Below are 25,856 nucleotides of genomic sequence, written 5' to 3' on the forward strand. Positions count from 1 at the left end.
TTATACTACTAAAGAGATATTCATGGATATACTATTATTAAGTAATGGCAAAGTAGCTGGTAACACCAAAGTCATGGAGTTTGCATTACCTGCAATTACTGAAGTATTCACACGTAAGAAAGTATTAAATGTTGTCGTTATTCCTTATGCGGTAATTCGCAGCAGTCATGATGACCGCACCGCGATGGTCGCCGATAGTTTATCTCACCTGAATGTTAATGTAACTGGTCTACATCGAGCGGAAGATCCTGTTGCTGCGATTCGTCAAGCCGATGCCATTGTTGTTAGTGGTGGGAATACTTGGGTACTGAATAAAACCCTGCACGATCAAGGTCTAATTGGTCCAATTCAACAAGCGGTTAAAGAACGCGGTGTTCCTTATGTCGGTTGGAGTGCTGGTGCGGTTATTGGTGCGCCAACAATTAGAACAACCAATGATATGTGTATTGTTAGCGCGGCTATCACTCCTTCACTTGGTTTTGTCCCATTCCAAATCAATGCGCATTATATTGACGCGACAATTGAAGGACATATGGGTGAAACCCGTGACGAACGTATCGCAGAGTATTTAATTGTTAATCCACATCAATCGGTTATTGGTATACCAGAAGGCTCTTGGATCGCGATTCAAGATGACAAAATGAGTTATCACGCCGCTAATGATAAGCCTTTATATTGGTTTAAATTAAATCAAGAGATACAAAAAATTGCATCAGGTAGTACATTAAATCAATTAAAAGACCTTGATTGCTAGTGACTGATTATTAATAGAGCATGAATCAGAAAAGCGCTAAAGTCGAAATTAAGACTTTAGCGCTTGTTATCATTTTCGAATAAACTCCCGCTTACTCAGACGATTGACACTGCTCAAGCAAATATTGATTACTACCGATCAATGTTAAAATTACAGCAATGGTTTGACAACTAATAATCCCTACCATGATTGCAATTTGATACTGTATTGCCGTCATCGGATTACTGCCTCCTAAAATCTGTCCCGTCATCATTCCCGGTAAAGAAACTAAGCCTAGCGTCGCAATGCTGGCGATTTGAGGGCTAACTGAAGCTTTAACGGCTTGAACCATATGACGTCGTGTTGCTTCAAATGGCGTCGCTCCCATTGTTAACCACTGTAGGATCTCAATTCGATGATTATTATGTTGATTAAAAAAGCTATTTAATCCGATGACAACGCCTCCCATTGCATTCCCTAATAACATACCACCAATCGGGATTAAATATTGCGCTTGATACCAAGGTGTGGGTTTTGATAATACCGTTAAAAACAACAATACAACGGGAATCAAAGCGATAAAAAAACCAAGATAGATTTTAGGTAACAACACACGCCATGGTAGCTTAGCCCGACTCATTGCAGAAAAAGAAGCCACTAATATCATCAATAATAACCACAGTAAATTAAGCCATAACAGATCGAGCTTAAAGACAAATTCTAGATAAAGTCCCACTAACAATAATTGTACGGTCATACGAATAACCGCAATAACAAACTCTTTTATGGTCTCTTTTAATTGCAACCAACGAAGCAAACCAAAGGGAATTAACAACACTAAATAGAAAGAGAAAAATTGTAGCCAATTAATTGATGTGGTCATACTTTTACTCCGATATGTTTTTCAACCTCTGTCGACCGTTTCTCCATGACTGATATCCCATTAACACCGAGTTGCCAAACAATAGGAAACTGCTCGGCAATATCTTGGTCATGAGTGATGATGATCAATGTTTCAGTTCGAGCTAGTAACAGATCAACAATTAAGTCTGAACGCGTTTTATCTTGGGCCGAGGTAGGTTCATCGACTAACCATAAAGGACGATTTAATAATAAGCCTCTAGCAATAGCTAAACGTTGCTGTTCTCCCCCAGATAAAGAATCAAAGCGTTGAGTTAATGAGATATTATCTAAAGAGAGATCAGCCAACGCAGATAAACACTGTTCATCTGTGGGTGTATTCTGTTTATTTATAACTAAATTAAAAGGGGCGTAAATTGCCTCTTTGACCGTTTCACCTAACGATTGAGGGGATTGTGGTAACCAACAGAGATTTTGATGTAAAGTTTGAATTACCTGAGATGAATAAGGTTGATTATGATAATAAAGTCTACCGCAAGTTGGCTGGTTCACCGCAGCAATCATCATTAATAAACTTGTTTTTCCCAAACCTGATGGTGCCATTAATGCAATTTTATCATTTTTTTCACTTCGAATGATACATCACTAAAGAAAGGTTTTCCTTGATAAGTTAACCCAAGTGAATCCGCTTTTATCATGATACTCCTCATATTATCCCTATAAAAAATCCATCGCAGCTATTAAATATATTTAACAATCTCAACCCAAGTTACCTTACAGTAATTATCTAATATTAAACAATAATTATAAAATTCCTTTCATTAAGGTTGATTTTTTATCCATTCAACATGAATGATTATCTCCGCAACACTGTCAATTCATATCAAGAACAAAAATTCAACCATTGTCTAACAATTAAATCCAGAGTAGGATAGCCATTCCGTTAACTAATTATAAAAAATAAGGATTTTTATGGTTTCTAAATTAGCCTCTGTTTTTCAAGCTTTAACGAAAGGAAGTCTAGTTGGACAAATTATTGTAGGTATTATTGCTGGTATCGGTATTGCTACTATTTCCCCTTCTTCGGCATTAAACATCTCATTTTTAGGATCACTTTTTGTTAGTGCATTGAAGGCTGTTGCCCCTATTTTAGTTTTTGTATTGGTCGCATCATCAATTGCTAATCAAAAAAAAGGCACTCATACCAACATGCGTCCTATTATCTTTCTTTATTTGATTGGCACATTTATGGCGGCTTTAACCGCAGTATTAATGAGCTTTATGTTCCCTACTACATTAACATTAGTAACAAATAGCGCAAGTGCAAACCCACCAGAGGGAATTACCGAGGTTATTAATACCTTACTCTTTAAGATTGTTGATAATCCAATTAGTGCACTAATGAACGCTAACTTTATCGGTATTTTAGCTTGGGCGATCGGTTTAGGTTTAGCACTTCATCATGCATCAGATGCCACAAAACAGGTATTTAGTGATTTATCAACTGGTATTTCGACGATTGTCCGCGTGATCATCCGTCTGGCTCCGATTGGTATCTTTGGTTTAGTTGCGTCCACATTTGCAACAACAGGTTTTGATGCTCTCGCAGGCTATTCTCACTTATTAGTTGTGTTACTTGGTTCTATGTTTGTTATCGCCTTGATCGTCAATCCACTGATTGTGTTTATTAAACTTAAACAGAATCCATATCCATTAGTTTTTAGGTGTCTACGAGAAAGTGGTGTAACGGCCTTCTTTACCCGTAGTTCTGCGGCTAATATTCCTGTCAATATGGAATTATGTAAGAAACTCGATCTTCATGAAGATACTTATTCAGTTTCAATTCCATTAGGTGCAACGATTAATATGGCTGGAGCTGCAATTACTATTACAGTATTAACTCTCGCTGCCGCTCATACTGTAGGGATTTCTGTCGATTTACCAACTGCAGTATTACTTAGTGTTGTTGCTGCGATTTCAGCATGTGGAGCCTCTGGTGTTGCTGGAGGATCTCTGTTACTGATCCCATTAGCTTGTAGTCTGTTTGGTATTTCTAATGATATTGCAATGCAAGTCGTCGCGGTTGGCTTTATTATTGGTGTTGTTCAAGATTCAGCTGAAACGGCTCTTAATAGCTCTACCGATGTTTTATTTACAGCAGCAGCATGTAAAGCAGCAGAGCAAGAGGATTCATCGTTAAAAACCGCTTAGAATTGTCTAAATAATTAAAGTTAATCCTAACAACAAAGCCACCTATACACTTTTAGGAAAATTCCTTTAACGTATAGGTGGCTTTTTAGTCGTTTTAAACGAATTAATAATAACAAGCCAACTCTTCAATCCTTTGACGCCCACGAAGAAGTAAGAATTGAACAAACTGCCCTGGCGTGTGAGTGATGATCTGTTCAACAGGCATTTCAACTTTTTCCAACAATGTTTCTACTCGTTCAAACTTACCGATGTAGCTACAGAAATGGGCATCACTTCCTGTTGTCACATAAGCACCTATCTGTTTAGCCACTTTTGCAATCTCATAACAGCGTTCAACACTCCCCACTCGACTTTTGCCACCTAAAGAGGTGTTATTAATTTCAATCGCCACATGATGCTCTTTAGCACATTGGATCACCGTTTCAAAATCAAAGTCAAAATTTGGATTGCCTAGATGCCCTAGTGCATCAACACGCCCACTTTTAATCACATTGAGTAACGCCTCGGTATGGATATCTTTCGTTGAAGGACGAAATACCGGTTCATGAAAACTTGCAATAACCCAATCGAGCTCATCATCTAAACGTTCAGGGATATCAATTTCACCCTCTATATTCATAATGTTACTTTCCACACCGCGAATAATAGCGACCCCTTCAATAAAACGAGGTAAGACACGTTGATTGCTGAAGAACCAAAAGTGCGGTGCGCCTGGCATCGACTCAGAGTGATCGGTGGTACAAAACATCGCTAAACCATGTTCCTTCGCACTTTTCGCATTTTCAATAATAGTGCTATATGCATGGCCGCTGGCATAAGTATGAGTATGAGTATCTACAGCAATTTTCATAACGCCTCTAAAATTAACAGCTTAATACATTATGGTAGTCGTTTAATTCCAATAAATACAGCTTAAAAAAACACCCCCATTATTTCATCAAATATTGATGAGACAATGAGGGTGTTATTAATACAAATTGAATTGAGTCTTAACGTTATTAGTAAATAATTAAAATAACGCTTATTCTACTCACTTATAATGCCCAACCGCCCGCATAGAAAGCAACTAAAGCGATAGCAATAAGTACGACACCAACGTTTAACTTCTTAATCTCACCCGCAAAGATACGACCAATCACTAACGTTAAGAAACCTAACATGATACCTGTTACGATATTACTACTAAGTACAATAAACACGGCACAAACTAGACCTGCTAATGCATCAACATAGTCATCAAAATCAATCTTAGTGACATTACTTAGCATTAATAGACCAACATACATCAGTGCTGGAGCTGTGGCATAAACAGGGACTAAGTAGCTTAATGGCGATAAGAAGATCATCAGAACAAACAGGCCACCAACAATAGTTGCTGTTAAACCAGTTTTGCCACCCGCGGCTGTCCCTGCTGCTGATTCAATATAAACTGCGGCAGGAGAACCACCCACAAAACCAGAAAACATAGAAGAAACTGAATCTGCGGTTAATGCTTTGCCACCGTTAATAATTTGACCGTCTTTGTCTAAAAGATTCGCTTGGCCAGCAACCGCTCGGATAGTCCCAGTCGCATCAAAAATTGCCGTCATCACTAAGGCTAATACTGCAGGGAGAACAGCAATATTCAGTGCACCTTTAATGTCCATTGTTGCAATCAGTGAGTTCTCTCCACCAAATGAAGGCATAGCAAAGAAGCCATGATAAACAACGTTAGGATCAAAAATCAAACCAATAATAGAGATTGCAACAATCACCATTAGAATGCCACCAGGAACACGTTTACGTTCTAGGCCAAAAATAGCCGCTAGACCAAGTACCGATAAAATAACAGGTAACGAATCAAAATTCCCTAATGCAACAGGAAGTCCTTCATGTGGGTTTTTAACGATAAGTCCAGTTCCGTTAGCGGCAATAAGAAGTAGGAAAAGACCAATACCAATACCAGTACCATGAGCAATACCTGATGGTAAATTATTTAAGATCCACTGACGTAACCCAGTTACGGTAATTAGCGTAAAAATAGCACCCATTAAAAAGATGGCACCTAAAGCGACAGGGATGGATACACCTTGCCCAAGCACAAGACTAAATGCAGTAAATGCCGTTAATGAAATCGCACAACCGATAGCCATGGGTAAATTAACCCATAAGCCCATTAGTAACGAACCAAATGCAGCGACCAAACACGTTGCGATAAAAACAGCACCCGCATCAAAACCTGCGGTTCCTAGCATTCCAGGAACAACAATGATGGAATACACCATTGCTAAAAATGTTGTTAAGCCGGCAACGACTTCTTGTTTGACTGAACTTCCTCGCTCAGAGATTTTAAAATATTTATCTAGCTGGCTTTCCGATTTCATTTCTTAACTCACTTATTATTGAATATGGTTTAGTTGATTAACATCACAATCCATGTTTTTACTTCATTTATCGCCCTTAATGATGGAATAAAAACAGATGGTCTTATTCAGCATAGACGATAACGATGGAAGCCATTAAATTTGCAACCCTATTAACGCCGCCATTTTAACGATTGCGCAAACGATTGATAGCTTTATTTGCCTGACTATGAACTGTTTGGACAAATAATACGCAACGTGTTTTTTTTAACTGGATTTGTGGGTAATATCACACTTTCAATAGTAACCATAAAGAGGTAAGCAACTTAAGATGATAGGCACAAGAAGGAATAATAAACAGAAAGTCAACGTTATTGACGCGGAGAGTCGGCGAGCAGAGAGTGAGGTAAAAAATGATGAGGACAGTTATCAGTCCAATAAACGGAAAAAGGGAGAGCAAAAGCTCTCCCTTTCATTAACTACCGTCTAAAAATTATAGAGCAGCTTTTGCTTTTTCAACTAGTACTGTAAAAGTCGCTTTGTCGAATACTGCAATGTCAGCAAGGATCTTACGATCGATTTCAATAGATGCTTTCTTAAGACCGTTGATGAAACGGCTGTAAGATAGACCATTTTGACGTGCAGCAGCGTTAATACGCGCAATCCACAGTTGACGGAACTGACGCTTACGTTGACGACGGTCACGGTAAGCATATTGACCAGCTTTAGTAACTGCTTGGAAGGCTACGCGATAAACACGTGAACGTGCTCCGTAGTAACCTTTTGCTTGCTTTAGAACTTTCTTATGACGTGCACGAGCTTGTACACCACGTTTTACGCGAGGCATGAATCTCTCCTAAACTAAATTCGTTAAATAAACTAAGAATGATAAGTTAAAACTTATCCGATCATCTTGATAACTGCTGCTACTTCACACTTAGGAAGAAGAGAGTTAGGACGTAGTTGACGTTTGTTCTTAGTAGTACGCTTAGTCAGGATGTGACGTTTAGTTGCGTGCTTAAATTTGATACCACCAGCAGTTTTCTTGAAACGCTTAGCAGCACCAGAGTTTGTTTTCATCTTTGGCATGATGAGTAACTCCGCATTGTTGAGTTAGTTAATAAACATAGTAATCCAGGCGAATAAAAAAGATACCACTCTAACGAGCAGTATCTAAGATATTACTTGTAGGCCTTAAATTACTTCTTTTTAGGGGCAAGTACCATGATCATCTGGCGACCTTCAATACGAGTTGGGAAGCTTTCAACAACTGTAATTTCAGCTGTATCTGCTTTCAATCGATTAAGAACGTCAACACCGATGCTCTGGTGAGCCATTTCACGTCCACGGAAGCGGATAGTTACTTTGACTTTGTTGCCTTCTTCAATAAAGCGAACCAGGTTGCGTAGTTTTACCTGATAGTCGCCTATATCTGTACCGGGACGGAATTTAATTTCCTTCACCTGTATCTGTTTTTGCTTTTTCTTTTGCTCTTTTGCAGCCTTGCTCTTTTCATAGATGAACTTACCGTAGTCCATTACACGGCAAACTGGCGGCTCAGCATTTGGACTAATTTCGACCAAATCCATACCAGCTTCAGCCGCAGCGGCTAGAGCGTCATCTATTTTAACAATACCTAATGCTTCGCCATCTTCGCCATTTAATCGAACTTCGCGAACTCCGCGAATTTCTGCGTTTAGACGGTGTGCGTTCTGCTTAGCTGCAGGAGCTTTTCTTGCGCCTTTAATATTTTATTCCTCCACAACATTAAGGACACGGTTGCTAACTTCTTGCTTGATTTGTGCAATGAAGTCATCAACTTTAATTTTTCCTAAGTCTTTACCACGACGGCTGCGAACAGCAATCTCACCAGCTTCGGCTTCTTTATCACCGCAGACTAGCATATATGGTACACGCTTAAGGGTATGTTCACGAATTTTAAAGCCTATCTTCTCATTTCTCAAGTCAGCTTTGGCTCTAATACCCGCTTTTTTCAATTTATTTTCAATTTCTTTGACGTAATCAGCCTGTTTATCAGTAATATTCATGATTACGGCTTGCTCTGGAGCCAACCAAGTAGGGAAGAAACCGGCGTACTCTTCGATAATAATACCGATGAAACGCTCAAGTGACCCCAAAATAGCACGGTGGATCATAACTGGTGTGTGACGTTCGTTATCTTCGCCAACATATGTAGCGCCCAAACGACCAGGTAGAGCAAAGTCGAGCTGGATAGTACCACATTGCCACGCTCTGTCCAGACAATCATGCAAAGTAAATTCAATTTTTGGTCCGTAGAAGGCACCTTCGCCCTCTTGGATTTCAAAATCTAGCTCATTTTGCTTCAAGGCTGCAGCAAGACCTTCTTCCGCCTTATCCCACATCTCATCAGAGCCAACTCGTTGATCTGGACGAGTTGATAGCTTAACAGCGATGTTTTCAAAACCGAATGTGCTATAAACATCATAGACCATTTTGATACATTCAGTCACTTCATCCATGATCATATCTTCAGTACAGAAAATATGTGCATCATCTTGGGTAAAACCACGAACACGCATGATTCCGTGTAACGCACCTGATGGCTCGTTACGGTGACATGAACCAAATTCTGCCATACGTAATGGAAGATCACGGTACGACTTTAGACCTTGATTAAAGATCTGTACGTGCCCAGGACAGTTCATCGGCTTAATCGCGTATTCACGGTTTTCAGAATTGGTTGTGAACATCGCTTCAGCATACTTGTCCCAATGGCCAGAGCGCTCCCACAACACACGATCCATCATTAATGGACCTTTCACTTCTTGATAATCATATTCAGTCAGTTTTTCACGAACAAATACTTCAAGATCGCGGAAGATAGACCAGCCATTATGATGCCAGAACACCATACCCGGCGCTTCTTGCTGCATATGGAATAAGTCAAGCTGTTTACCTAGTTTACGATGGTCACGCTTCGCTGCTTCTTCTAAACGCGTTAGGTGCGCTTTTAGTAACTTCTTATCTTGGAATGCCGTACCGTAAATACGTTGTAGCATCTTATTGTCGCTATTTCCGCGCCAATAAGCACCCGCAACATTTAATAACTTGAAGTTTTGGCAGAAGCTCATGTTGGGTACATGAGGTCCACGACACATATCAATGTATTCTTCATGATGATAAAGACCAGGGCGGTCATCTTTACTTACATTCTCATCAAGAATCTCAACTTTATAACTTTCACCACGAGATTCAAAAGTATCACGTGCTTCTTGCCAGCTAACGTTCTTCTTAATAACTTGATATTTTGTTTTCGCTAATGCCTTCATCCGCTTTTCTAAAGCATCAAGGTCATCTTGCGTCAATGAACGATCAAGATCGATATCATAATAGAAGCCGTTGTCGATTGTTGGGCCAATCGCCATTTTGGTCTCAGGGAAAAGCTGCTTAATTGCATGACCAAGTAAATGCGCACAAGAATGACGAATAATCTCTAAACCATCCACATCTTTTGCAGTAATGATTTCAAGGTTTGCATCTTGTTCGATAAGATCACAAGCATCAACTCGCTCACCATTAACACGACCAGCAACACAAGCTTTCGCAAGGCCAGGACCGATATCAGCAGCGACATCATAAGTTGATACAGGGTTGTCGAATTGACGTTGGCTTCCATCAGGAAGAGTAATTAAAGGCATGATAATTCCTTACAGTGGTGCCGCATACCAAGCTGCACATGTTAAAGTTGTATTGTATATAAATACGGAAAAATTTGAATAATGAAGATTAACGCAAAATAATGGCTGTTCAAATACTGATGAATAACCACTAATATAAAATTCATTACCTAAATAGCGCTCAAAATGAGCGAACCAACATTTTAACCGAATTATACAAAAAATAAAGTGAAACTCCCCTTTTACCTTCTGTCACCGTTTCTTTGGTGAAGAAAGCAACAAGCCCGAGAATAAATTTTCATCTATACCCTTCATACTTGAAGTGGCTAGGTTGTTGGCTGCGCTCATTCGCCCCAAGCATCGAGTACACCTATACTCATGAGGTCTCATTCACTTGCCGCCGACTAGCCACTCCAATTATTTTGAGTATATCTATCAAAATTCATCCGTATTTGATAAAACACTGACGTTAAATTGACGTTGAAGAAACAATTCAAGCCGATGAAGCCCTTATTATCCTCTACTTATAAATACTATAATTAACAGGACGTTAAACTTGCCTACTTTCCTTTCTCTAATTTTCACCTTAGTTATTTTCTTTTCTGGCTCAGTTATGGCTGATCATGGCAAAAATAAAGAAAAATGCGTTTACTATAAAAATCCTGAGTCTCACTATCATCACGGTTATAAAGATACGAGCCCTCATAAACATCAACATAAAAAGTGCAAAAAGAAGAAAAAACATCACCATAATGAGCACCATCATGTAAATCAACCACCGGTTGTTTACCCTCCCGTGGTTGTCTATCCACCGAATGCACATCCACCATCCAATAACACCACGGTGATCATTAAGAACGATAATGACTACTATAAATGGAAAATCGCAGCTGCGGTATTAGGGATTATTTTAACTCAAGATAGTCAAGGAAATTTGATTAATAGCTATGGTCAGCCTGTAGCAATTAAACAAGCTGCGAATAGTGGCTATAATATCGAAGTGAAGAATAACGATGGTTCAATTAATGCTTATTCTCTCCCTCAGATTTGATCACCTTGATTAGCATTTGAAATAGTCTAATTAATCAACGCTCAAAAGAGTGATAGTTGTGGTTGGTTCTGCAAAGAAATGTTAGTAGGATCGACCACATTAATATAATGATTAACCCATACTTGATGACTTCGAGGAAATTCACTTTTAAATGCTTTTTTAATCCATCGTTTCATTTCAAAGCCAGTGCCGATTAGACGCTGATTCTTAAAACCAAATTGGATCAGCTCAAAACTTCCTTCTTTATTTCTATATAGAATAAATCCCCGATCTCGTTTATACGTTTTCATGACCATTGCCTCCTCTAGTTGCATTTTTTTTAACAGACAATCACACTGTCTTGTTGCTTGGTTAATCGGCATCATCTTCATCGATGAGTACCACTGATTAAATCTGTTTTTTCTAATAAACGACAAAAATGTGCCTTAATAATTGTTGTACTAATAAAGAATACTGAAATAATATTGTTAGTAAACGTGTACGCAACGCGGCAATCTAAATTCTTCGCTAATGGAATTTTATACTCATAGATCGACAAGTTATGATGTTTCATCCGATGAACCATTTTGATTTTTGGACTATTAGATAAAATTAACTGCTCAAGTCGGATCGATATATCTGAAAAAATCAGTTCTCTGTACCCAGCATATTGATGGAGAAATTTTTTCATATAACGGTTATTTTCATATTCGATATTAAAATTAGATATCAACGTCATCACATCACCTTATCCTTCTCTTTATAAGATACTCAGCTTAACTAACTTACCTATTAGAAAAAATACAGTTTCAATGAATAGAGGTTTCAATAGAGCTTAATCTCACATTGTTAATAATTGTGAGTTACATTTCTTAATCAAGATCAATAATTCAACAATTAGCTCTGTAAAATTAGCCAACTTCCTGCATCATGAACTAAAATTAATCTGTACCATAACCTTAAACTAATGGCTTAAATTGAAGAAATAAAATGTAACGACTGATCTATCCCCAATAGTCTGACAAGGAGTTAATTATGTGGCAATCAATCTCTCTCCAACTATCTGACGTTCTTGAGCACTCTTTTACAATAAAAGAACACACGACGGTGAAAGGTGGTGAAATCTGCGACTGCTTTTGTATCAGTGATGAACAAGAACAGCGTTTTTTTGTCAAAGTAAATAACAGAAATTTTATTAAGCTTTTTCAATCTGAGGTTGACAGTCTTCAACAATTGACTAAATCCAACTCTATCCAAGTCCCTCGCGTTATTCATCTTGGTCGAGCCAAAGAGATGGCTTTCCTTGTCCTTAATTTTTTACCTACCAAACCATTAAATAGTCGTACAGCGGCTCAATTAGGCGATGATTTAGCCGCTCTCCATTTATGGGGCGATCAACTAGAATATGGTTTCGACAGTGACAATTATATTGGCGAATCAATCCAACCGAATAAGTGGCGCAAACATTGGAGTCGATTTTTTTCTGAACAGCGAATTGGCTGGCAACTACAATTAGCTAAGGAGCGTGGTATCGAGTTTGGAGATATTGACTCTATCATTGAAAGAAGTAACGAAATCCTTCATGGTCATCAACCAAAGCCCGCGTTACTGCATGGCGAGCTATCTAAACATAATGTCGCCATGACGGTGACTGGCCCAATTCTGTATGATCCTGCTAGTTATTGGGGGGATAGAGAGTGTGACATTGCTTTTACGGAACTAGAGGCTTCACTACCCGCAACCTTTTATGAAAGCTATCAACAGGCTTATCCATTAGATCCCAATTATGAAAATCGTAGAGAGTTATATCAGCTTTACTACATTTTAAATCAATGTAATTTATACGGCGGAAAGTACTTAGATAAAGCGGATCAATATTTACGGAACTTAGGGTTGATTTAAAGACCCCATTTAAGATTTAACTTGCAGGATCAAATTCTAAAGTATCATAAACATTTGATCCTGTTTTTTTTAAAATTATTTTAACATTAATTAAACCTGTTTCGATGCCAATACTCGTTCCACGGTATCAACAATGGCTTGTGTCGTAGGATCGACTTCAATGTTGACTTTATCCCCCACTTTTCGTTCGCCGAATAAAGTTCTTTGCAAGGTCTCAGGAATTAAATGAACACAGAACTGATTATCACGCACTTCACCAATCGTTAAAGAACACCCATCAATACCTATGTAACCTTTGGTTAAAACATATTTGCTTAATGATTCAGGAAGCTCAAACCAGAGCGTGCAATTATTTGGAGTCTCTATTCGCTCAGAAATAGATGCAATAGCATTGATATGTCCAGACATACTATGCCCACCGATCTCATCACCAAATTTCGCTGCCCTTTCAATATTAACGCTATCCCCATTTTGTAGTAACCCAAGATTCGTCACTCGCAGCGTCTCTTGCATTAAGTCAAACGTCACTTGATTTTGTTGTATTGCTGTCACGGTTAAGCAACAACCATTGTGTGCAACTGAGGCGCCAATTGCTAATCCTTCTAGAAGAGAATTTGGAAACTCAAGAGTATGGGTTTGAAACTGTTCTCTCTTTGCTATTTTAATGATCATTACTTTATCTTGCACAATGCCTGTAAACATTTTTAAGCCTCTAATGCGTTTTAGTTTTTTTAGTTGAGAGTATTGCCACTATCTTACAACTTTTCATTTCTATAACTCAATATCCAAAAAACAATTAAAGAAAAACCAACAAATATAACGAGTATTTATTAACACTAATCGTTATACTGATTTCTTTTTATTCCACTTTTTTTGAGGTATATGCCTTGCAAAGATACATGCGCGAGTTCCGCACTTTAGCAAAATTAGCAACACCGGTACTGCTCGCCCAAGTTGCACAAACATCGATGGGCTTTGTTGATACGATTATGGCTGGCGGTGTTAGCCCAACAGATATGGCAGCCGTCGCTATTGCTGCCAGTATTTGGTTACCTGCCATTCTATTTGGCATTGGGTTATTAATTGCTTTAGTGCCCGTTATTGCTCAATTAAATGGTTCAGGTAAAGAGTCTAAAGTCCCTTTTGAGGTTCATCAGGGTGCCTACCTTGCCATTTTAACTGCGATTCCTATTATGTTGTTACTCTATAACTCACAACATATTATTGGCTTGATGGATATTGAACCTTCACTTGAAGAAAAGACAAATGGCTATCTTCATGCTGTGATCTGGGCTGCGCCTGCATTTTTGCTTTTTCAAACACTGCGTAGTTTTGCTGAAGGACTCTCTTTCACTGTACCCGCTATGGTTATTGGCTTTATCGGACTTATCGTCAATATTCCATTAAACTGGATTTTTGTTTACGGTAAATTCGGTGCGCCCGCTTTAGGTGGTGTTGGTTGTGGGGTTGCAACAGCGATTGTTTATTGGGTGATGTTTTTATCAATGTTAGCTTATGTACTAATTGCGCCTCGTTTACGTAAAGTACAATTATTAAAAGTGATTCATCCACCTAAGTTTAAAGAGATCTGGCGTCTGTTTTCACTTGGCTTTCCCGTGGCATCCGCAATGTTTTTTGAAGTGACACTATTTGCAATTGTCGCATTAATTATTGCACCACTAGGATCGGTTATTGTCGCAGCTCACCAAGTTGCGATGAGTTTTTCTTCAATGGTCTTTATGATCCCATTAAGTGTAGGTAGTGCTTTAAGTATTCGAGTTGGATATTTATTAGGGGCTCATGATGCTGAAAAAGCAAAAATATCCTCTTATTGTGGCATCATAATGGGCTTACTTCTAGCCATGTTCACCGCAATCATCACTTGGTTGTTTAATGAACAGATCGCTTATCTTTATAACAAAGAGCCTGATGTGATTTTATTAGCCAGTCATCTAATGATATTTGCGGCAATCTATCAATGCACCGACGCTATCCAAGTTGTTGCCATTGGTGCTTTACGTGGATATAAAGACATGAATGCCATCTTTGTTCGTACCTTTATTGCCTATTGGTTACTTGGTTTCCCAATTGGCTACATTCTTGCAATGACGGATTGGATTGTCTCGCCAATGGGACCATCGGGTTTCTGGATTGGTTTTATTATAGGATTAACTTCCGCAGCTGTTATGTTATGCCAGCGCTTACTTTGGATTCATAAGCAATCTGATAAAGATCAGTTAGCCTTAGCATTAAGATAAGATATATACCTAAAGTCATTGAAGTAGCGAGTAAGTGAGGCCCCATGAGTATAGAGGTTCTATATGATTGGGGTGAACGAGCAACGCCAACAACCTAGCAGCTTCAAGTATGAGGGGTATATATGATTGGGGCGAATGAACACAGCTAACAGCCTAACGACTTCAAGAAAAAATATTTCATCAAACCTTAAAATAGATATGATTAATTAAACTACAATTAATTATATTCTATTTTAAGGTTTTTTTTATCCAAAATAACCAATTTAAATATGGCTGAAAAACAATCAATTATATTAATTAACACAATGAAATCATATTTACATTTCGTTTCATACTTAACAAAACAATATACATAATTAATACAACCAGATTCACCAATAGGTAATTGATTTAACAATAACCTAAAGAAATTAAACTAAGGTTAATTTTGTATAATTTTGAAATATTTACATACATTTCACTTCATTATAGAAATTGATTTATAACTTCCAGAATGTATATTTATATCTCTTAACAAATAATATTGTTTCTTAGACAAACTTTAAATTAAGGATAAATAATGGTTACTGGAAGTATTGTCATTGGCGTTGTGATCGGTGCAATTATCGCTGCTGTTGTTGGTGGTGTTGTTGGCGGCGTTGTTGGCGAGACACAAGAAGAACCAGCTGTTGGTGCTGTAGTTGGTGGTGTTGTCGGTGCATTAGTTGGTGGTGTTGTTGGTGGTGTGATAGGTAAAGCCGCAGAACAATCAAGTACAATTGCAGCAATCGCCTTAATCTAGCTCCCTCTTTTTAATCAATCCTCAATTCAAGTTTAATAAGGTAAATTAACTACAAGTTAAAGTTAATACCTTATCGAAACAATATAAAAGGCTCATTTATACTTTTAATTAGAAAGTGAACGTTCAATGAGTCTTTTTTAACTTCTCTCTTACACCTAAATTATCATCTATTTATTTTTTATTAAATATCACAATAGTTACATTAGATTAAGCTACAATAGGTAAAATGTATCTAGGATGTTAATTGACGATAATGAACGTAAAAAAAATTAAAAACCTTATTCTGATTATAATTACACTCACATTTATCTCTGGTTGTTCAAACTCAGAAAAACAGATGAGATCAACAAACAAACTCGATCGCTCTAAAGATATCGCTATCCAATATAATAAATGGCGTGGTGTACCGTATCAATTTGGCGGAAATTCATTTTCTGGTATTGATTGCTCGGCATTCACTCAAATTACTTTCAATGAACTTTACAACGTTTCTCTTCCGAGAACGACCGCACAACAAGCCAAAAGTGGAGTGAAAATTGCTTATGAAAATAAAAAACCGGGAGATTTAATATTTTTTAAAACAGGAATAAAACAACGTCATGTCGGTATTTATGCAGGAAAGAACCAATTTTTACATGCTTCAACGTCTAAAGGCGTTATTTTATCCCGATTAGACAATCCATACTGGCAATCTGTTTTCTGCCAAGTTAGACGAGTTGGGTAACCTAACCCCCAAGCTCAATTATATTTTACAATTGAATTTTTAACACATTAATAATCATATTGATAGCCAGTAAAGTTAGTAAGGAAGTTAGTAGCCATTGTAGATATCTGGTTGGTATTTTTGATTGTAACATTTTACCGACTAATGAGCCGATAATAGCAGCCCCAATCATCACTAAACCGATTTGCCAATATGCTTCAAAAGAAAAACCAATAACGATATAGATAACGAGTTTACTAAAATGACTAATACTGTTAAAAACAGCGATAGTAGCAACCAATTTTGCGTAGTCATTACAATATCGCTTTTTCATTGCAGATATGATTAATGGTCCAGGTGCTCCTACAAATAGTCCAAATGCACCTTGTATTGCCCCTAAAACTACCGGGTGTTCAAATCTAGCAAGTGCCTTAATAAATGGTTTTACCCAAGTATTTAAAAGGATATAAATACCAATGATTAAAGGAAGCCACTCTGTTGGAAAGTCTTGTAGTAATAGCCCCCCAAGAATAGAACCTAATAAACAACCAATCACAAAGGTTTTAAGACTAGCGTAATCTATATTTTTACGAAGAAAGTAAGCTCGGCTACCATTACTAAATAACTGAACTAAGCCATGAATAGGAACAACGGCATTACTCGGTAGCCAAATAGGTAATGCCCCCATCATGACCATTCCTCCACCAGCCCCAGCAATCGCATTAAAGGCTGAAGTTGTGAAACTTATTAGCGCAAGTATCGCTATTTCACTATACATAAGTGTCCTCAGTATCCAATATCATGGCTTATAATGGCTTTAAAATATTATTTAAGTATATTCATTTCTGTTCACAATATCTAAAGTCATCCAAATTGCTAGGCAGCACCAAATAAAACCCCATGAATATCGATCTATTATCGGATTGAGCAGTGATTTATCCTTTAATTTTTAGGTTTGTTATCTTTTCCGATAAGTTCATAATCCATAATTTCTTTTGCTAACGGTGCGGCATTTTTACCCCAACCAGCATGCTCTAAAACAATAGAGACCAAGATTTTAGGATTATTCAATGGTGCAAATGCAGTAAAAAGAGCATGATCTTGAAGATTTTTTGCTAACTTTTCCGCATTGTATGTTTGATCTTTAGCAAGCCCAAAAACTTGGCTTGTTCCTGTTTTCCCTGCGACTTTGTAAGACACATTTTTAAATGCAGATCTAGCTGTTCCTTTTGTAACAACAAGGTGCATTCCCTCACGAGAGATATCCCAATATTTTTTAGGAACATGAGAAAATGCTTTACTATCTTCATGGTAAGATTTAGCTGGTTGATCCTTGAATTGTTTAAAAATATGTGGGGTTCCAATCCGTCCTTCAGTAGCAATAACAGAGGCTGCTTTCGCCATCTGCAAAGGCGTTGCCGACCAATAACCTTGTCCAATACCGAGAGAAATAGTGTCGCCTTTATACCAAGGTGTATCAAATCTTAAATGCTTCCATTTTCTAGTGGGCATATTACCATCAGACTCTTCTTTAATATCAATCCCGGTTGAATGACCATAACCAAACTTATTCATCCATAATGATAATCGATCGACTCCAAGATCATAAACGACCTGATAAAAGAAAGTATCAACTGATTTTTCGATCGCTTTATAGATATTAACGTTGCCATATCCCCAACGTTGATCGTCGCGAAATTTTCGACTGTGTGTATCAGGTATTGTCCACCAACCTGGAAAATTATAGGTTGTTTTTGGTGTAATGACCCCTTCAGTTAAAGCCGCGATAGCAATTTGCGGTTTGACGGTTGAACCAGGAGGATAAACCCCTAAAGTGGCTCTATTTAACAGTGGACGATCTGGATTATTAAGCAACGCCTTATACTTTTTCGATGAAATACCCGATACAAAATCATTAGGGTTATAACTAGGGCTAGAAACCATAGCCAATACCGAGTTATCTTGAGGATTAAGAACAACAATTGCCCCTGGTCGTTGTTTAACGGTAACCAATCCTGTCTTGGTATCTTTTTGCTTTTTAATCAATAAATTGAAGGCATACTCTTGAAGATGGACATCAAGATTAGTGACAATATCTTTTCCTTTAATTGGCGCCTGATAGTTCAGCGTCCGAATCACCTTGCCAATATTATTGACTTCAACAACTCGGTAGCCCGGCTTACCATGAAGATCTCTCTCATAAGAACGCTCTATACCTAACTTACCTATAAATTTAGAGGCTCTATAATCTTTATATAACTCAGCTTTCTTTAGTCTACGTATATCACGATCGTTAATTTTACCCACATAACCCAAGACATGGGTAAAATACTCGCCATAAGGGTAGTAACGAATATAACTGGTTGCAATACTAATACCCGGGAAGTGAAACTCATTTGCTGCATATTCAGCAACTTGCGTCTCACTTAATAGATCCAATACATCCACTTCTCGAAATGATGATTTATGCTGTAACTTTTTATTAATTTGATCAATTTTCTGATCAGATAATGATAATTTTTGTTGTAGCAATTCAAGCTCATGATTGAGATTTTCAGTTTGATCTTTACGAATAGATAAATGATAAACTAAATGATTAATCGCTAACGGAATACCATTTCGATCAAATATTTCTCCACGCCGTGGCGCAACAGGTATAACTTCAATACGGTTATTTTTAGCCAATAAAGAGTAATGAGTAAATTGATCAACTTCGAGATACCACATTCGAAACAAAAGTGCCGAGGTGAAAATCAATAGAAAAAGAAAAGCGACAATAACACGTCGAATAAAGACAGATTTTTCATGGGGGTAATTGCGAAAATGGAGGTGTCGATAAGGCATATTTTGAATAAAAAGCAAACATCAAACTAATTGTTTAGCTATGATAGGTAGAAGAAAATAATGAAATGGTTCCTTTATTTCATTGAGCTTAATTGCAAGCATGAGATTAATCTATCTATTGTTTTATTGCTACTATTTAAATGGTAATTACGCCTCAATAAAGAGTACTTAGTTTCCATTTTATCTACTTTTATCTACTTTTATCTACTTTTATACAGAATAAGTTTCAGGCAAAAAAAAAGCTACTTTATAAAAAGCAGCTATTTAAGAAATTTATCACTATTATTCGAAGACTAAATTTCTTACTTTTTTATGGCAAGTACTGCAGTTTTTCTGTTCATTACACTCTTGAGAGGCAACAAGATCTAGTAAATTTAATGTACCCGCCTTACAACCGACATTAACCATATTGACAATATGACAAACATTATCGCCAGGAACATCTACAACACCAACGAATGAATAACCAAGTTTGTTACCTTCTACCATAAGATTTTGTAGTTGCTCTTTAAATTTTGTATCCATACTCGCCTAGCCTTCCTTCAAATCTATTAAAACAGCTTTATGAGATAACTTTAGCACAAGATTTCAAGTTTTGTATGTTTTTTTAAAAAAACCACACATTTAAATAACATTAAAAATCAAGGGGTAATGTAGAGTTAATACTCTGTATAGTACAGTACCTCTAAAAGTTATTCATAATAACATAGCTATAGAAGCAGATTATATCCATGCAGTATATGAAAGGTATATACTGATAAAACGGACAAAAATGGAGTGAAATATGATTAAATTTATAACAGGATTTCTTTTTTTAATACTGTCTTGTGTCGCTTATGCGCAATCACAATCAGTCATTTTAAAAAATGGTAAAATAGTTATTCTTAATGACGATTTTACATGGCACTATAAAAAAAGCTCTTTATCTGGCGACAAAACAACAAAACACTCGGCAAACACGCTGTCTCAGATTACGGCTAGTTCAGTAGCAGCAAGTAAGATGACGTCAAGCTCAACATCTGAAACAGTTACGACTCCAGTGAAAGAAACACAGACTATATTTCCTTCAACTCAATCGATGCCATCAGAGCCATATCCACCTCAAATTATTATTACAAAGTCGCCAATAATAATGAATACAGTGACTGTTTCAAATACTGCACAACAAAAGCATATCTTATTAGAAAATGACCGAATTATCATTAGCAGTGACAATATTCATTTTGATAAAGATCAACTCGTAATACCGACCAGTGTCAAAAATATCAGTAATGAATCCATTATCTATATCGCAGTTGACTTATATGTATCAACTGAAGATGGGCAACAAATAAAACAAGAAAAAGTTAAAATATGGTCATCTATCAAGCGAATGCCTGAAACTTATTTACGAGAAAACACCACCCAAAAAGGGCATACAATTAAGATAAAGATGAAGAAAGCATCAGGTTACCATCTCTCTTTCAGTATTAATAAAATTTTAGAAAGATAGAGACAGAGATAGAGAAAGCATATAATTAGGGATTACACACTTAATAAGATTAATAAGCACCGAGTTGTGATACATCCATCAAACTTCAAATTGTTAGCATCGCTTATTTACCCTATAAATATATACTCAAAGTAATTGGAGTTGCTAGTAGGCGGCAAGTGAATGAGGCCCCATGAGTATAGATGTACTATATGATTGGGGCGAATGAGTGACGCCAACAACCTAGCAACTTCAAGTATGAAGGGTATAGTACACCTGTATTTATAGGGCATTACCAATTTCTACCGACAAACAACCCCAATTGCTTTAGGTATAACTAACCGGTATAAGCCTCTGTCAACGTTTGGGTTTTAACTTTTGCTCTATTACGCCACGCTTCTAGTGAACATAAAATTAATCCTAACCAAATAAAAGAGAAACTAATAAATTTACTTAATTCCATTTGTTCATTAAACAATACAACAGCTAAGACAAAATGGATACTAGGCTCAAGGTATTGAATTAATCCAATAACAGTTAATGTTGTTTTCTTCAATGCGATCGCAAAAAATATTAAAGGAAGTAACGTAACTGGCGCTGCACCAATATATAAAAACAACGTCATTAAATCACTATTAAAGGCTGTTGAGTCTCCATTGAAAATCGTTACTAACATATAAATTAAAGCGAAAGGTAAAATAGTGAACAATTCAAAATAGAGGGTCGTAAATGTATCAAACTTAATGTATTTTTTGACTAAGCCATAAACAGCAAAGAAACTCCCCATAATTAATGATAACCAAGGTAATTCTCCATTAGAGAAGACCTGATAGCTCAATCCAATAATGGCTAGTAAAACAGCAAGTTTCTGCATTATTGTTAATTTATCTTTTAAAAATAGAATTCCTAACATAATGGTAAATATCGGTGTCATAAAATAGCCAAGACTGGCTGCTAAAACTTGTCCGGTAGTTAAAGCCCAAGTAAAAGCATACAAGGAGACGATATTTAATGATCCAGCAATAAAACAGAGTAAAAGAGATTTTTTATTTTTTAAAGCTGTTGATAAAGAGACACTCTTCACTCTAAACAACTTTTTAACCAACCAAACTAATGGAAGAGAAAAAATAATCCTTAGAGAAATTAATTCATTCATATTTGCTTGATAAAGAAAATGAAAATAAAGAGGAATTAACCCCCATAATAGGTAGGCAATAACAGCATGAGAGCTGCCCTTTAAGTTTGAAAACATCCCAGTAAAAATCCAAAAAAACAGTATGAATAACAATATTAACATAATCATTATTAGTAATTATCTTATAAGTTGGAAATAATTATGATTTAAATCAAAACAAATGCCAGTTTTCCAACAGAACCACCCAAAGTAACCATAAAGTGGTATACTTGTTTTTAGCAAAGATAGTTAATAATTTATTATTTTATATATAATGTAACTATCAATAATGATTTCTTTGAATCCATAATCATGACTTATTTTAACAAAAACCTTGAGATTCTTAATCATTAATACCATATACTATTAAATAGTATCCTTTTAGTGAATAGCGCCTCATTTTTGATCTCTTTTGCGACTATTCTCATTATTTATAAGAAGAGAAATATGATTACCCATGTTGGTTTGATAGACCCAGATCCAGTTAGATTGATTACACCGCTTCTAGATGAAGCAATCCCGAGTGAAAGAATGATTTTTATCGGTGTAGAATCTCAGCAAGAACAGTATGTACGTCTTGCCTCTATACTTGAAAAGCGGAATATTGTTACTGAATTCTTTTTAATTCCTGATGTTATTAATATCACTCAAATCCGCTCTAGAATACAAGTCCTAGCTGATCGATTAAAAAATGAGAATTGTGACGTTCGATTTAACGCGAGTTGTGGTCTTCGACACCGTCTGCTATCAACATATGAGATTTTTCGTAGCTATCGTTGGCCGATTTATGTCATTGAGCCACACAGTGATGCTCTTTGCTGGTTATTCCCTGACGACCAAGAACAACAACAAGTTCATGACCGTATCAAACTCTCTGATTACTTAACCATCTTTGGTGCACGTAGCGAATTCGTTGAAACAAATATTACTGAACATCTTGATCTTCAACTAAGTGAACTAGGTCACCGTTGGGCAAGTAATGCGCTTGAGTTAGGTCCTGGCCTTGCAACTCTGAACTATTTAGCAACCACTTGTCGTAAAGAGCAGCGTCTAGATGTTGAATTAAGTGAAAAGCAACAAGGCTATCGTGAGCTTGGTATGTTGCTTGATGATCTTCAGCAAGTTGGTATTGCTACTTATCAACAAGGCGTATTAACGTTTGCTCATGAAGAAGCTCGCCGATTTGCCAATGGTGAGTGGTTAGAAACACTTGTGCATAGCACCGTTAGAGCAATCCAAAAAGAGATGCCAACCATACAAGATCGCTCATTAAACGTTCAGGTTTACCGTAAAATTGGTGAACGCGAAGTACGAAATGAACTTGATGTCGCTTGTATTGTGAATAACAAACTTCACATCATCGAATGTAAAACTAAAGGTATGAGCCACGATGGTGATGATACACTTTATAAACTTGAATCACTCCGTGACTTACTCGGTGGCTTACAAGCTCGTGCAATGTTAGTCAGCTTTAGACCACTGCGTCACCATGATTTGACTCGAGCCGAAGATCTTGGTTTAGCCATTATCGGTCCCGACCAATTAGGTGATTTAAAAACGTATCTTCACAAATGGTTTATTGCAGCTGGTGGTGATGAGACTCCAACCCTTTAATTGATTAGAGATTTGTTCTCTCAATGATTAATTGATAATAAAAAGCCGCCTTAAGTTTATTCTTTGGACTTAAGGCGGCTTTTTTAATTTTTACCTATCAGAAACAATAACGAATTACAGTAGTTCGACTAACAAATCACCATCATAAAGACGTTGTTTTACGAGTGCAGCTCCCGCCATCGATGATTCAGTATAAAAATCTGTTTGAGCGATCTCAAGATTTTCGGTAAAAAATGGCAAGGCTTGCTCTTTAACACTCTTCATAATCGAGGAATACAATATCTTTTTTGCAATATTGTACTCACCACCAATTAAAATCTTATCCGGATTAAAAATATTGACCATCATAGCAATCGCTTTGCCTAAATACTCACCTAACTCTTGAATAACACTAACACAAAGCACATCACCCTCTTTTGCGGCATAACAGATATTATCAATATTAATGGATCTTGATGTGAGTACGGTTGATTGCCCTTCTTTAATCGCTTTTTTTACTTTATTTTCAACATTTTCCCAATTTACAACGGTATCTAAACATCCGATATTACCACAATAGCAACGTTTACCATTGGGCTCAATCTGCATATGACCAAGCTCACCTAAGTTGCCAGTCCCACTACGAAGCACTCGTCCATCTAAAATAATGCCTGCGCCCACACCATGATGTGCAGAAATCAATAAGGTATTATCAACATCTTTAGTATGACCAAATAGACGCTCAGCCAATGCCCAAGCTTGAATATCATTATCAATAAATACAGGAATATTAATCTCTTGAAAAAGGAGTTCTGCAAGATGAAAATTAGAGACTTGATAATGAGGCATCTGATGCACAATTCCTCGAAGACTATCTATCTGTCCCGGCAGCGTAATTGCAATAGCACAGACTTCGGTTACTTCTGCATTGTAACGCGTAAAGAACATATTAATTTCGTAGCAGAGACGAGTCAGTAAAGCCTGTTCTTCAATTTGTTCTATATCTCGATGCTGCTCGACTAAAATTGCACCAGAAAGCTCATGAAGAGCAATGGTTAAATAACCTCGACCTAATCGTAAAGATAAAATTTGTTTTTGATTTTCACTAACAACCAGTCCTGTTGCTGGGCGACCTCGTGTGCCCGACTCTTGACATTCAGCCTCTTGAACGAGATTTGCTTCAATTAACTCACGTGAAATTTTGGTAATACTTGCAGGTGCTAATGCACTTTGTTTGGAAAGTTCAATTCGAGAAATAGGACCGAAAAGATCGATAAGCTTATAAACACTGCCCAAATTATTTCTTTTTATATGATCAATATGCCCAGGTTGTGCTTGTTGCATCGACAGATCCTTAACTAAAAGTTTTATTAAGCCTAATTCTTTTACTTTCCGAAGTAATTGTAAATTTAATCTCGCAACATCGTGAAGTCGATCACAATCATATCTTTCTTTTAGTTTTAAATGAGCAATTTATGGCATGAGTTCAAAAAGCAAATAGGGTTCTGCAATAAAGACTCCAATATTTAACCACAGAATATTAATTAAATTTATCCGTTAAATAACTTAAACAGATAAATGCTGAAAACATCAATTTTTTTGTTATGCCGTCTATACTTAAAGTCATTGAACCGCTAATCGACGGTAAATTTGACATACATAAAAGATAAAGGATCATCAATGGCCCTAGTAAGAAAAGCAGATAGTTTACAAAAACTTTTCCAATTATTAATTGCAATAGATTATATTTTACTACTTGCCCTGTTAGTAAAAATGACAACGATTGGATTTTCAGTCGGAATTTCAATCTCATTATTGCTTGTTGTTTATAACTTTTTCTTGATCTTTTTCTGTTTTAAACGAGCAACGCGAGCGAGTGATTCTCATATTACATCTCTAGTTTTATTAGCTACGATTTTGAGTTTTATATTCTTGATTAGTTTTATTATTTAGTCCAGTGACTCATTATGATGATGAACGCCAACATCAAATCGACGCTTCATACTGGAAGCTATCCCCTTCTTATTTGAAGTCAATCGATTGTTGGCTATGTTCATTCACCCCAATCATATAGCACACCTATACTCATGGGACCTCATTCACTTGCCGCCTACTAGCCACTCCAATGACTTTGGGTATATAGTCATGGTACTTATTCACTTGTCATCTATTAAACGCTTAATAATTCTTGGTATCAACGAAATATAACGCTAGTAATCGCGCTTAAAATCATTAAGATCATGCAACAAACCACATATCTAACGTTACAAATATACGTAAGGTAAATAATGTTC

General features: G+C 36.8%; 26 protein-coding genes. 10 read left to right on the forward strand and 16 right to left on the reverse strand.

Annotated features, from left to right (window positions below; translation table 11 throughout):
• The first annotated feature begins 22 nt into the window (after positions 1-22).
• Positions 23-754: a dipeptidase PepE gene (pepE, locus tag L0B53_RS14925; protein WP_235060397.1), complete on the forward strand. Its 732-nt coding sequence runs from the start codon at positions 23-25 to the stop codon at positions 752-754.
• A 91-nt stretch (positions 755-845) separates the two neighbouring features.
• Here pepE and L0B53_RS14930 read toward each other — a convergent pair whose 3' ends face one another.
• Complete coding sequence (locus tag L0B53_RS14930) at positions 846-1,616, reverse strand: ABC transporter permease (protein ID WP_235060398.1); 771 nt, start codon at positions 1,614-1,616, stop codon at positions 846-848.
• Positions 1,613-2,233 carry an ATP-binding cassette domain-containing protein gene (locus L0B53_RS14935; RefSeq protein ID WP_311197323.1) on the reverse strand — a complete coding sequence of 207 codons (621 nt, stop codon included), beginning with the start codon at positions 2,231-2,233 and terminating at the stop codon, positions 1,613-1,615. The genes L0B53_RS14930 and L0B53_RS14935 overlap by 4 nt, the downstream gene beginning before the upstream one ends.
• A 333-nt stretch (positions 2,234-2,566) precedes the next feature.
• Between L0B53_RS14935 and sstT the strand changes: the two genes are divergently transcribed.
• The gene (gene sstT / locus L0B53_RS14940) at positions 2,567-3,805 is read left to right on the forward strand and encodes a serine/threonine transporter SstT (protein WP_235060400.1); all 1,239 of its coding nucleotides are present in this window, start codon (positions 2,567-2,569) and stop codon (positions 3,803-3,805) included.
• A gap of 103 nt (positions 3,806-3,908) precedes the next feature.
• Here the strand turns inward: sstT and L0B53_RS14945 are convergent, their stop codons facing one another.
• The 6 genes from L0B53_RS14945 to thrS form a co-directional block, all read right to left on the reverse strand.
• Positions 3,909-4,655 carry a phosphatase gene (locus L0B53_RS14945; RefSeq protein WP_235060401.1) on the reverse strand — a complete coding sequence of 249 codons (747 nt, stop codon included), beginning with the start codon at positions 4,653-4,655 and terminating at the stop codon, positions 3,909-3,911.
• A gap of 184 nt (positions 4,656-4,839) precedes the next feature.
• On the reverse strand, positions 4,840-6,168 hold the full coding sequence (locus tag L0B53_RS14950) for an NCS2 family permease (protein WP_235060402.1): 1,329 nt from the start codon (positions 6,166-6,168) through the stop codon (positions 4,840-4,842).
• A 472-nt stretch (positions 6,169-6,640) separates the two neighbouring features.
• Positions 6,641-6,994, reverse strand: a complete 354-nt coding sequence (gene rplT / locus L0B53_RS14955; protein ID WP_235060403.1) for a 50S ribosomal protein L20 — start codon at positions 6,992-6,994, stop codon at positions 6,641-6,643.
• A 53-nt stretch (positions 6,995-7,047) separates the two neighbouring features.
• Entirely contained in the window at positions 7,048-7,236 is a 189-nt protein-coding gene (gene rpmI, locus L0B53_RS14960; protein WP_235060404.1) for a 50S ribosomal protein L35, read from the reverse strand.
• 110 nt (positions 7,237-7,346) lie between these two features.
• The gene (gene infC / locus L0B53_RS14965) at positions 7,347-7,895 is read right to left on the reverse strand and encodes a translation initiation factor IF-3 (RefSeq protein WP_235062267.1); all 549 of its coding nucleotides are present in this window, start codon (positions 7,893-7,895) and stop codon (positions 7,347-7,349) included.
• Positions 7,896-7,898: 3 nt separating this feature from the next.
• Positions 7,899-9,827 (reverse strand): threonine--tRNA ligase, encoded by a 1,929-nt coding sequence (thrS, locus tag L0B53_RS14970; protein WP_235060405.1) that lies wholly within the window; start codon positions 9,825-9,827, stop codon positions 7,899-7,901.
• A 592-nt stretch (positions 9,828-10,419) separates the two neighbouring features.
• Here thrS and L0B53_RS14975 point away from each other — a divergent pair.
• On the forward strand, positions 10,420-10,857 hold the full coding sequence (locus tag L0B53_RS14975; RefSeq protein WP_235060406.1) for a hypothetical protein: 438 nt from the start codon (positions 10,420-10,422) through the stop codon (positions 10,855-10,857).
• 41 nt (positions 10,858-10,898) lie between these two features.
• Here L0B53_RS14975 and L0B53_RS14980 read toward each other — a convergent pair whose 3' ends face one another.
• Positions 10,899-11,147 carry a hypothetical protein gene (locus L0B53_RS14980; RefSeq protein WP_235060407.1) on the reverse strand — a complete coding sequence of 83 codons (249 nt, stop codon included), beginning with the start codon at positions 11,145-11,147 and terminating at the stop codon, positions 10,899-10,901.
• Positions 11,148-11,224: 77 nt separating this feature from the next.
• Complete coding sequence (locus L0B53_RS14985; RefSeq protein WP_235060408.1) at positions 11,225-11,575, reverse strand: hypothetical protein; 351 nt, start codon at positions 11,573-11,575, stop codon at positions 11,225-11,227.
• 296 nt (positions 11,576-11,871) lie between these two features.
• On the opposite strand from L0B53_RS14985, the gene L0B53_RS14990 reads away from it, so the two are divergent.
• Positions 11,872-12,738: a fructosamine kinase family protein gene (locus L0B53_RS14990; protein ID WP_235060409.1), complete on the forward strand. Its 867-nt coding sequence runs from the start codon at positions 11,872-11,874 to the stop codon at positions 12,736-12,738.
• A 90-nt stretch (positions 12,739-12,828) separates the two neighbouring features.
• Here the strand turns inward: L0B53_RS14990 and L0B53_RS14995 are convergent, their stop codons facing one another.
• On the reverse strand, positions 12,829-13,440 hold the full coding sequence (locus L0B53_RS14995) for a riboflavin synthase subunit alpha (RefSeq protein ID WP_235060410.1): 612 nt from the start codon (positions 13,438-13,440) through the stop codon (positions 12,829-12,831).
• 185 nt (positions 13,441-13,625) lie between these two features.
• Here L0B53_RS14995 and L0B53_RS15000 point away from each other — a divergent pair, with 185 nt between their 5' ends.
• From L0B53_RS15000 to L0B53_RS15010, 3 genes are all read left to right on the forward strand, one after another.
• Entirely contained in the window at positions 13,626-14,996 is a 1,371-nt protein-coding gene (locus tag L0B53_RS15000) for an MATE family efflux transporter (protein WP_235060411.1), read from the forward strand.
• 559 nt (positions 14,997-15,555) lie between these two features.
• Positions 15,556-15,777 carry a hypothetical protein gene (locus L0B53_RS15005; RefSeq protein WP_235060412.1) on the forward strand — a complete coding sequence of 74 codons (222 nt, stop codon included), beginning with the start codon at positions 15,556-15,558 and terminating at the stop codon, positions 15,775-15,777.
• Between the two features lie 253 nt (positions 15,778-16,030).
• On the forward strand, positions 16,031-16,501 hold the full coding sequence (locus L0B53_RS15010; protein ID WP_235060413.1) for a C40 family peptidase: 471 nt from the start codon (positions 16,031-16,033) through the stop codon (positions 16,499-16,501).
• A 25-nt stretch (positions 16,502-16,526) separates the two neighbouring features.
• On the opposite strand, the gene L0B53_RS15015 is transcribed toward L0B53_RS15010, so the two are convergent.
• From L0B53_RS15015 to L0B53_RS15025, 3 genes are all read right to left on the reverse strand, one after another.
• Complete coding sequence (locus L0B53_RS15015) at positions 16,527-17,258, reverse strand: sulfite exporter TauE/SafE family protein (protein ID WP_235060414.1); 732 nt, start codon at positions 17,256-17,258, stop codon at positions 16,527-16,529.
• A 164-nt stretch (positions 17,259-17,422) separates the two neighbouring features.
• The gene (mrdA, locus tag L0B53_RS15020) at positions 17,423-19,324 is read right to left on the reverse strand and encodes a penicillin-binding protein 2 (RefSeq protein WP_260115592.1); all 1,902 of its coding nucleotides are present in this window, start codon (positions 19,322-19,324) and stop codon (positions 17,423-17,425) included.
• A gap of 282 nt (positions 19,325-19,606) precedes the next feature.
• Positions 19,607-19,849, reverse strand: a complete 243-nt coding sequence (locus L0B53_RS15025; RefSeq protein WP_235060416.1) for a hypothetical protein — start codon at positions 19,847-19,849, stop codon at positions 19,607-19,609.
• Between the two features lie 259 nt (positions 19,850-20,108).
• Between L0B53_RS15025 and L0B53_RS15030 the strand changes: the two genes are divergently transcribed.
• Positions 20,109-20,816, forward strand: coding sequence for a DUF3157 family protein (locus L0B53_RS15030; protein WP_235060417.1), 708 nt, complete (start codon positions 20,109-20,111; stop codon positions 20,814-20,816).
• Positions 20,817-21,132: 316 nt separating this feature from the next.
• On the opposite strand, the gene rarD is transcribed toward L0B53_RS15030, so the two are convergent.
• Positions 21,133-22,047: an EamA family transporter RarD gene (gene rarD / locus L0B53_RS15035; RefSeq protein ID WP_235060418.1), complete on the reverse strand. Its 915-nt coding sequence runs from the start codon at positions 22,045-22,047 to the stop codon at positions 21,133-21,135.
• 369 nt (positions 22,048-22,416) lie between these two features.
• Here rarD and L0B53_RS15040 point away from each other — a divergent pair, with 369 nt between their 5' ends.
• A complete protein-coding gene (locus L0B53_RS15040) occupies positions 22,417-23,583 on the forward strand; it encodes a Card1-like endonuclease domain-containing protein (protein ID WP_235060419.1) in 1,167 nt (388 codons plus the stop codon).
• A gap of 114 nt (positions 23,584-23,697) precedes the next feature.
• Here the strand turns inward: L0B53_RS15040 and L0B53_RS15045 are convergent, their stop codons facing one another.
• A complete protein-coding gene (locus L0B53_RS15045; protein WP_235060420.1) occupies positions 23,698-24,906 on the reverse strand; it encodes an ROK family protein in 1,209 nt (402 codons plus the stop codon).
• A gap of 336 nt (positions 24,907-25,242) precedes the next feature.
• On the opposite strand from L0B53_RS15045, the gene L0B53_RS15050 reads away from it, so the two are divergent.
• Positions 25,243-25,515, forward strand: coding sequence for a hypothetical protein (locus tag L0B53_RS15050; protein ID WP_235060421.1), 273 nt, complete (start codon positions 25,243-25,245; stop codon positions 25,513-25,515).
• Positions 25,516-25,856: the final 341 nt, after the last annotated feature.

Origin of the sequence: Vibrio sp. SS-MA-C1-2, assembly GCF_021513135.1 — a bacterium.
In the GTDB taxonomy this organism is placed as follows: Bacteria; Pseudomonadota; Gammaproteobacteria; order Enterobacterales; family Vibrionaceae.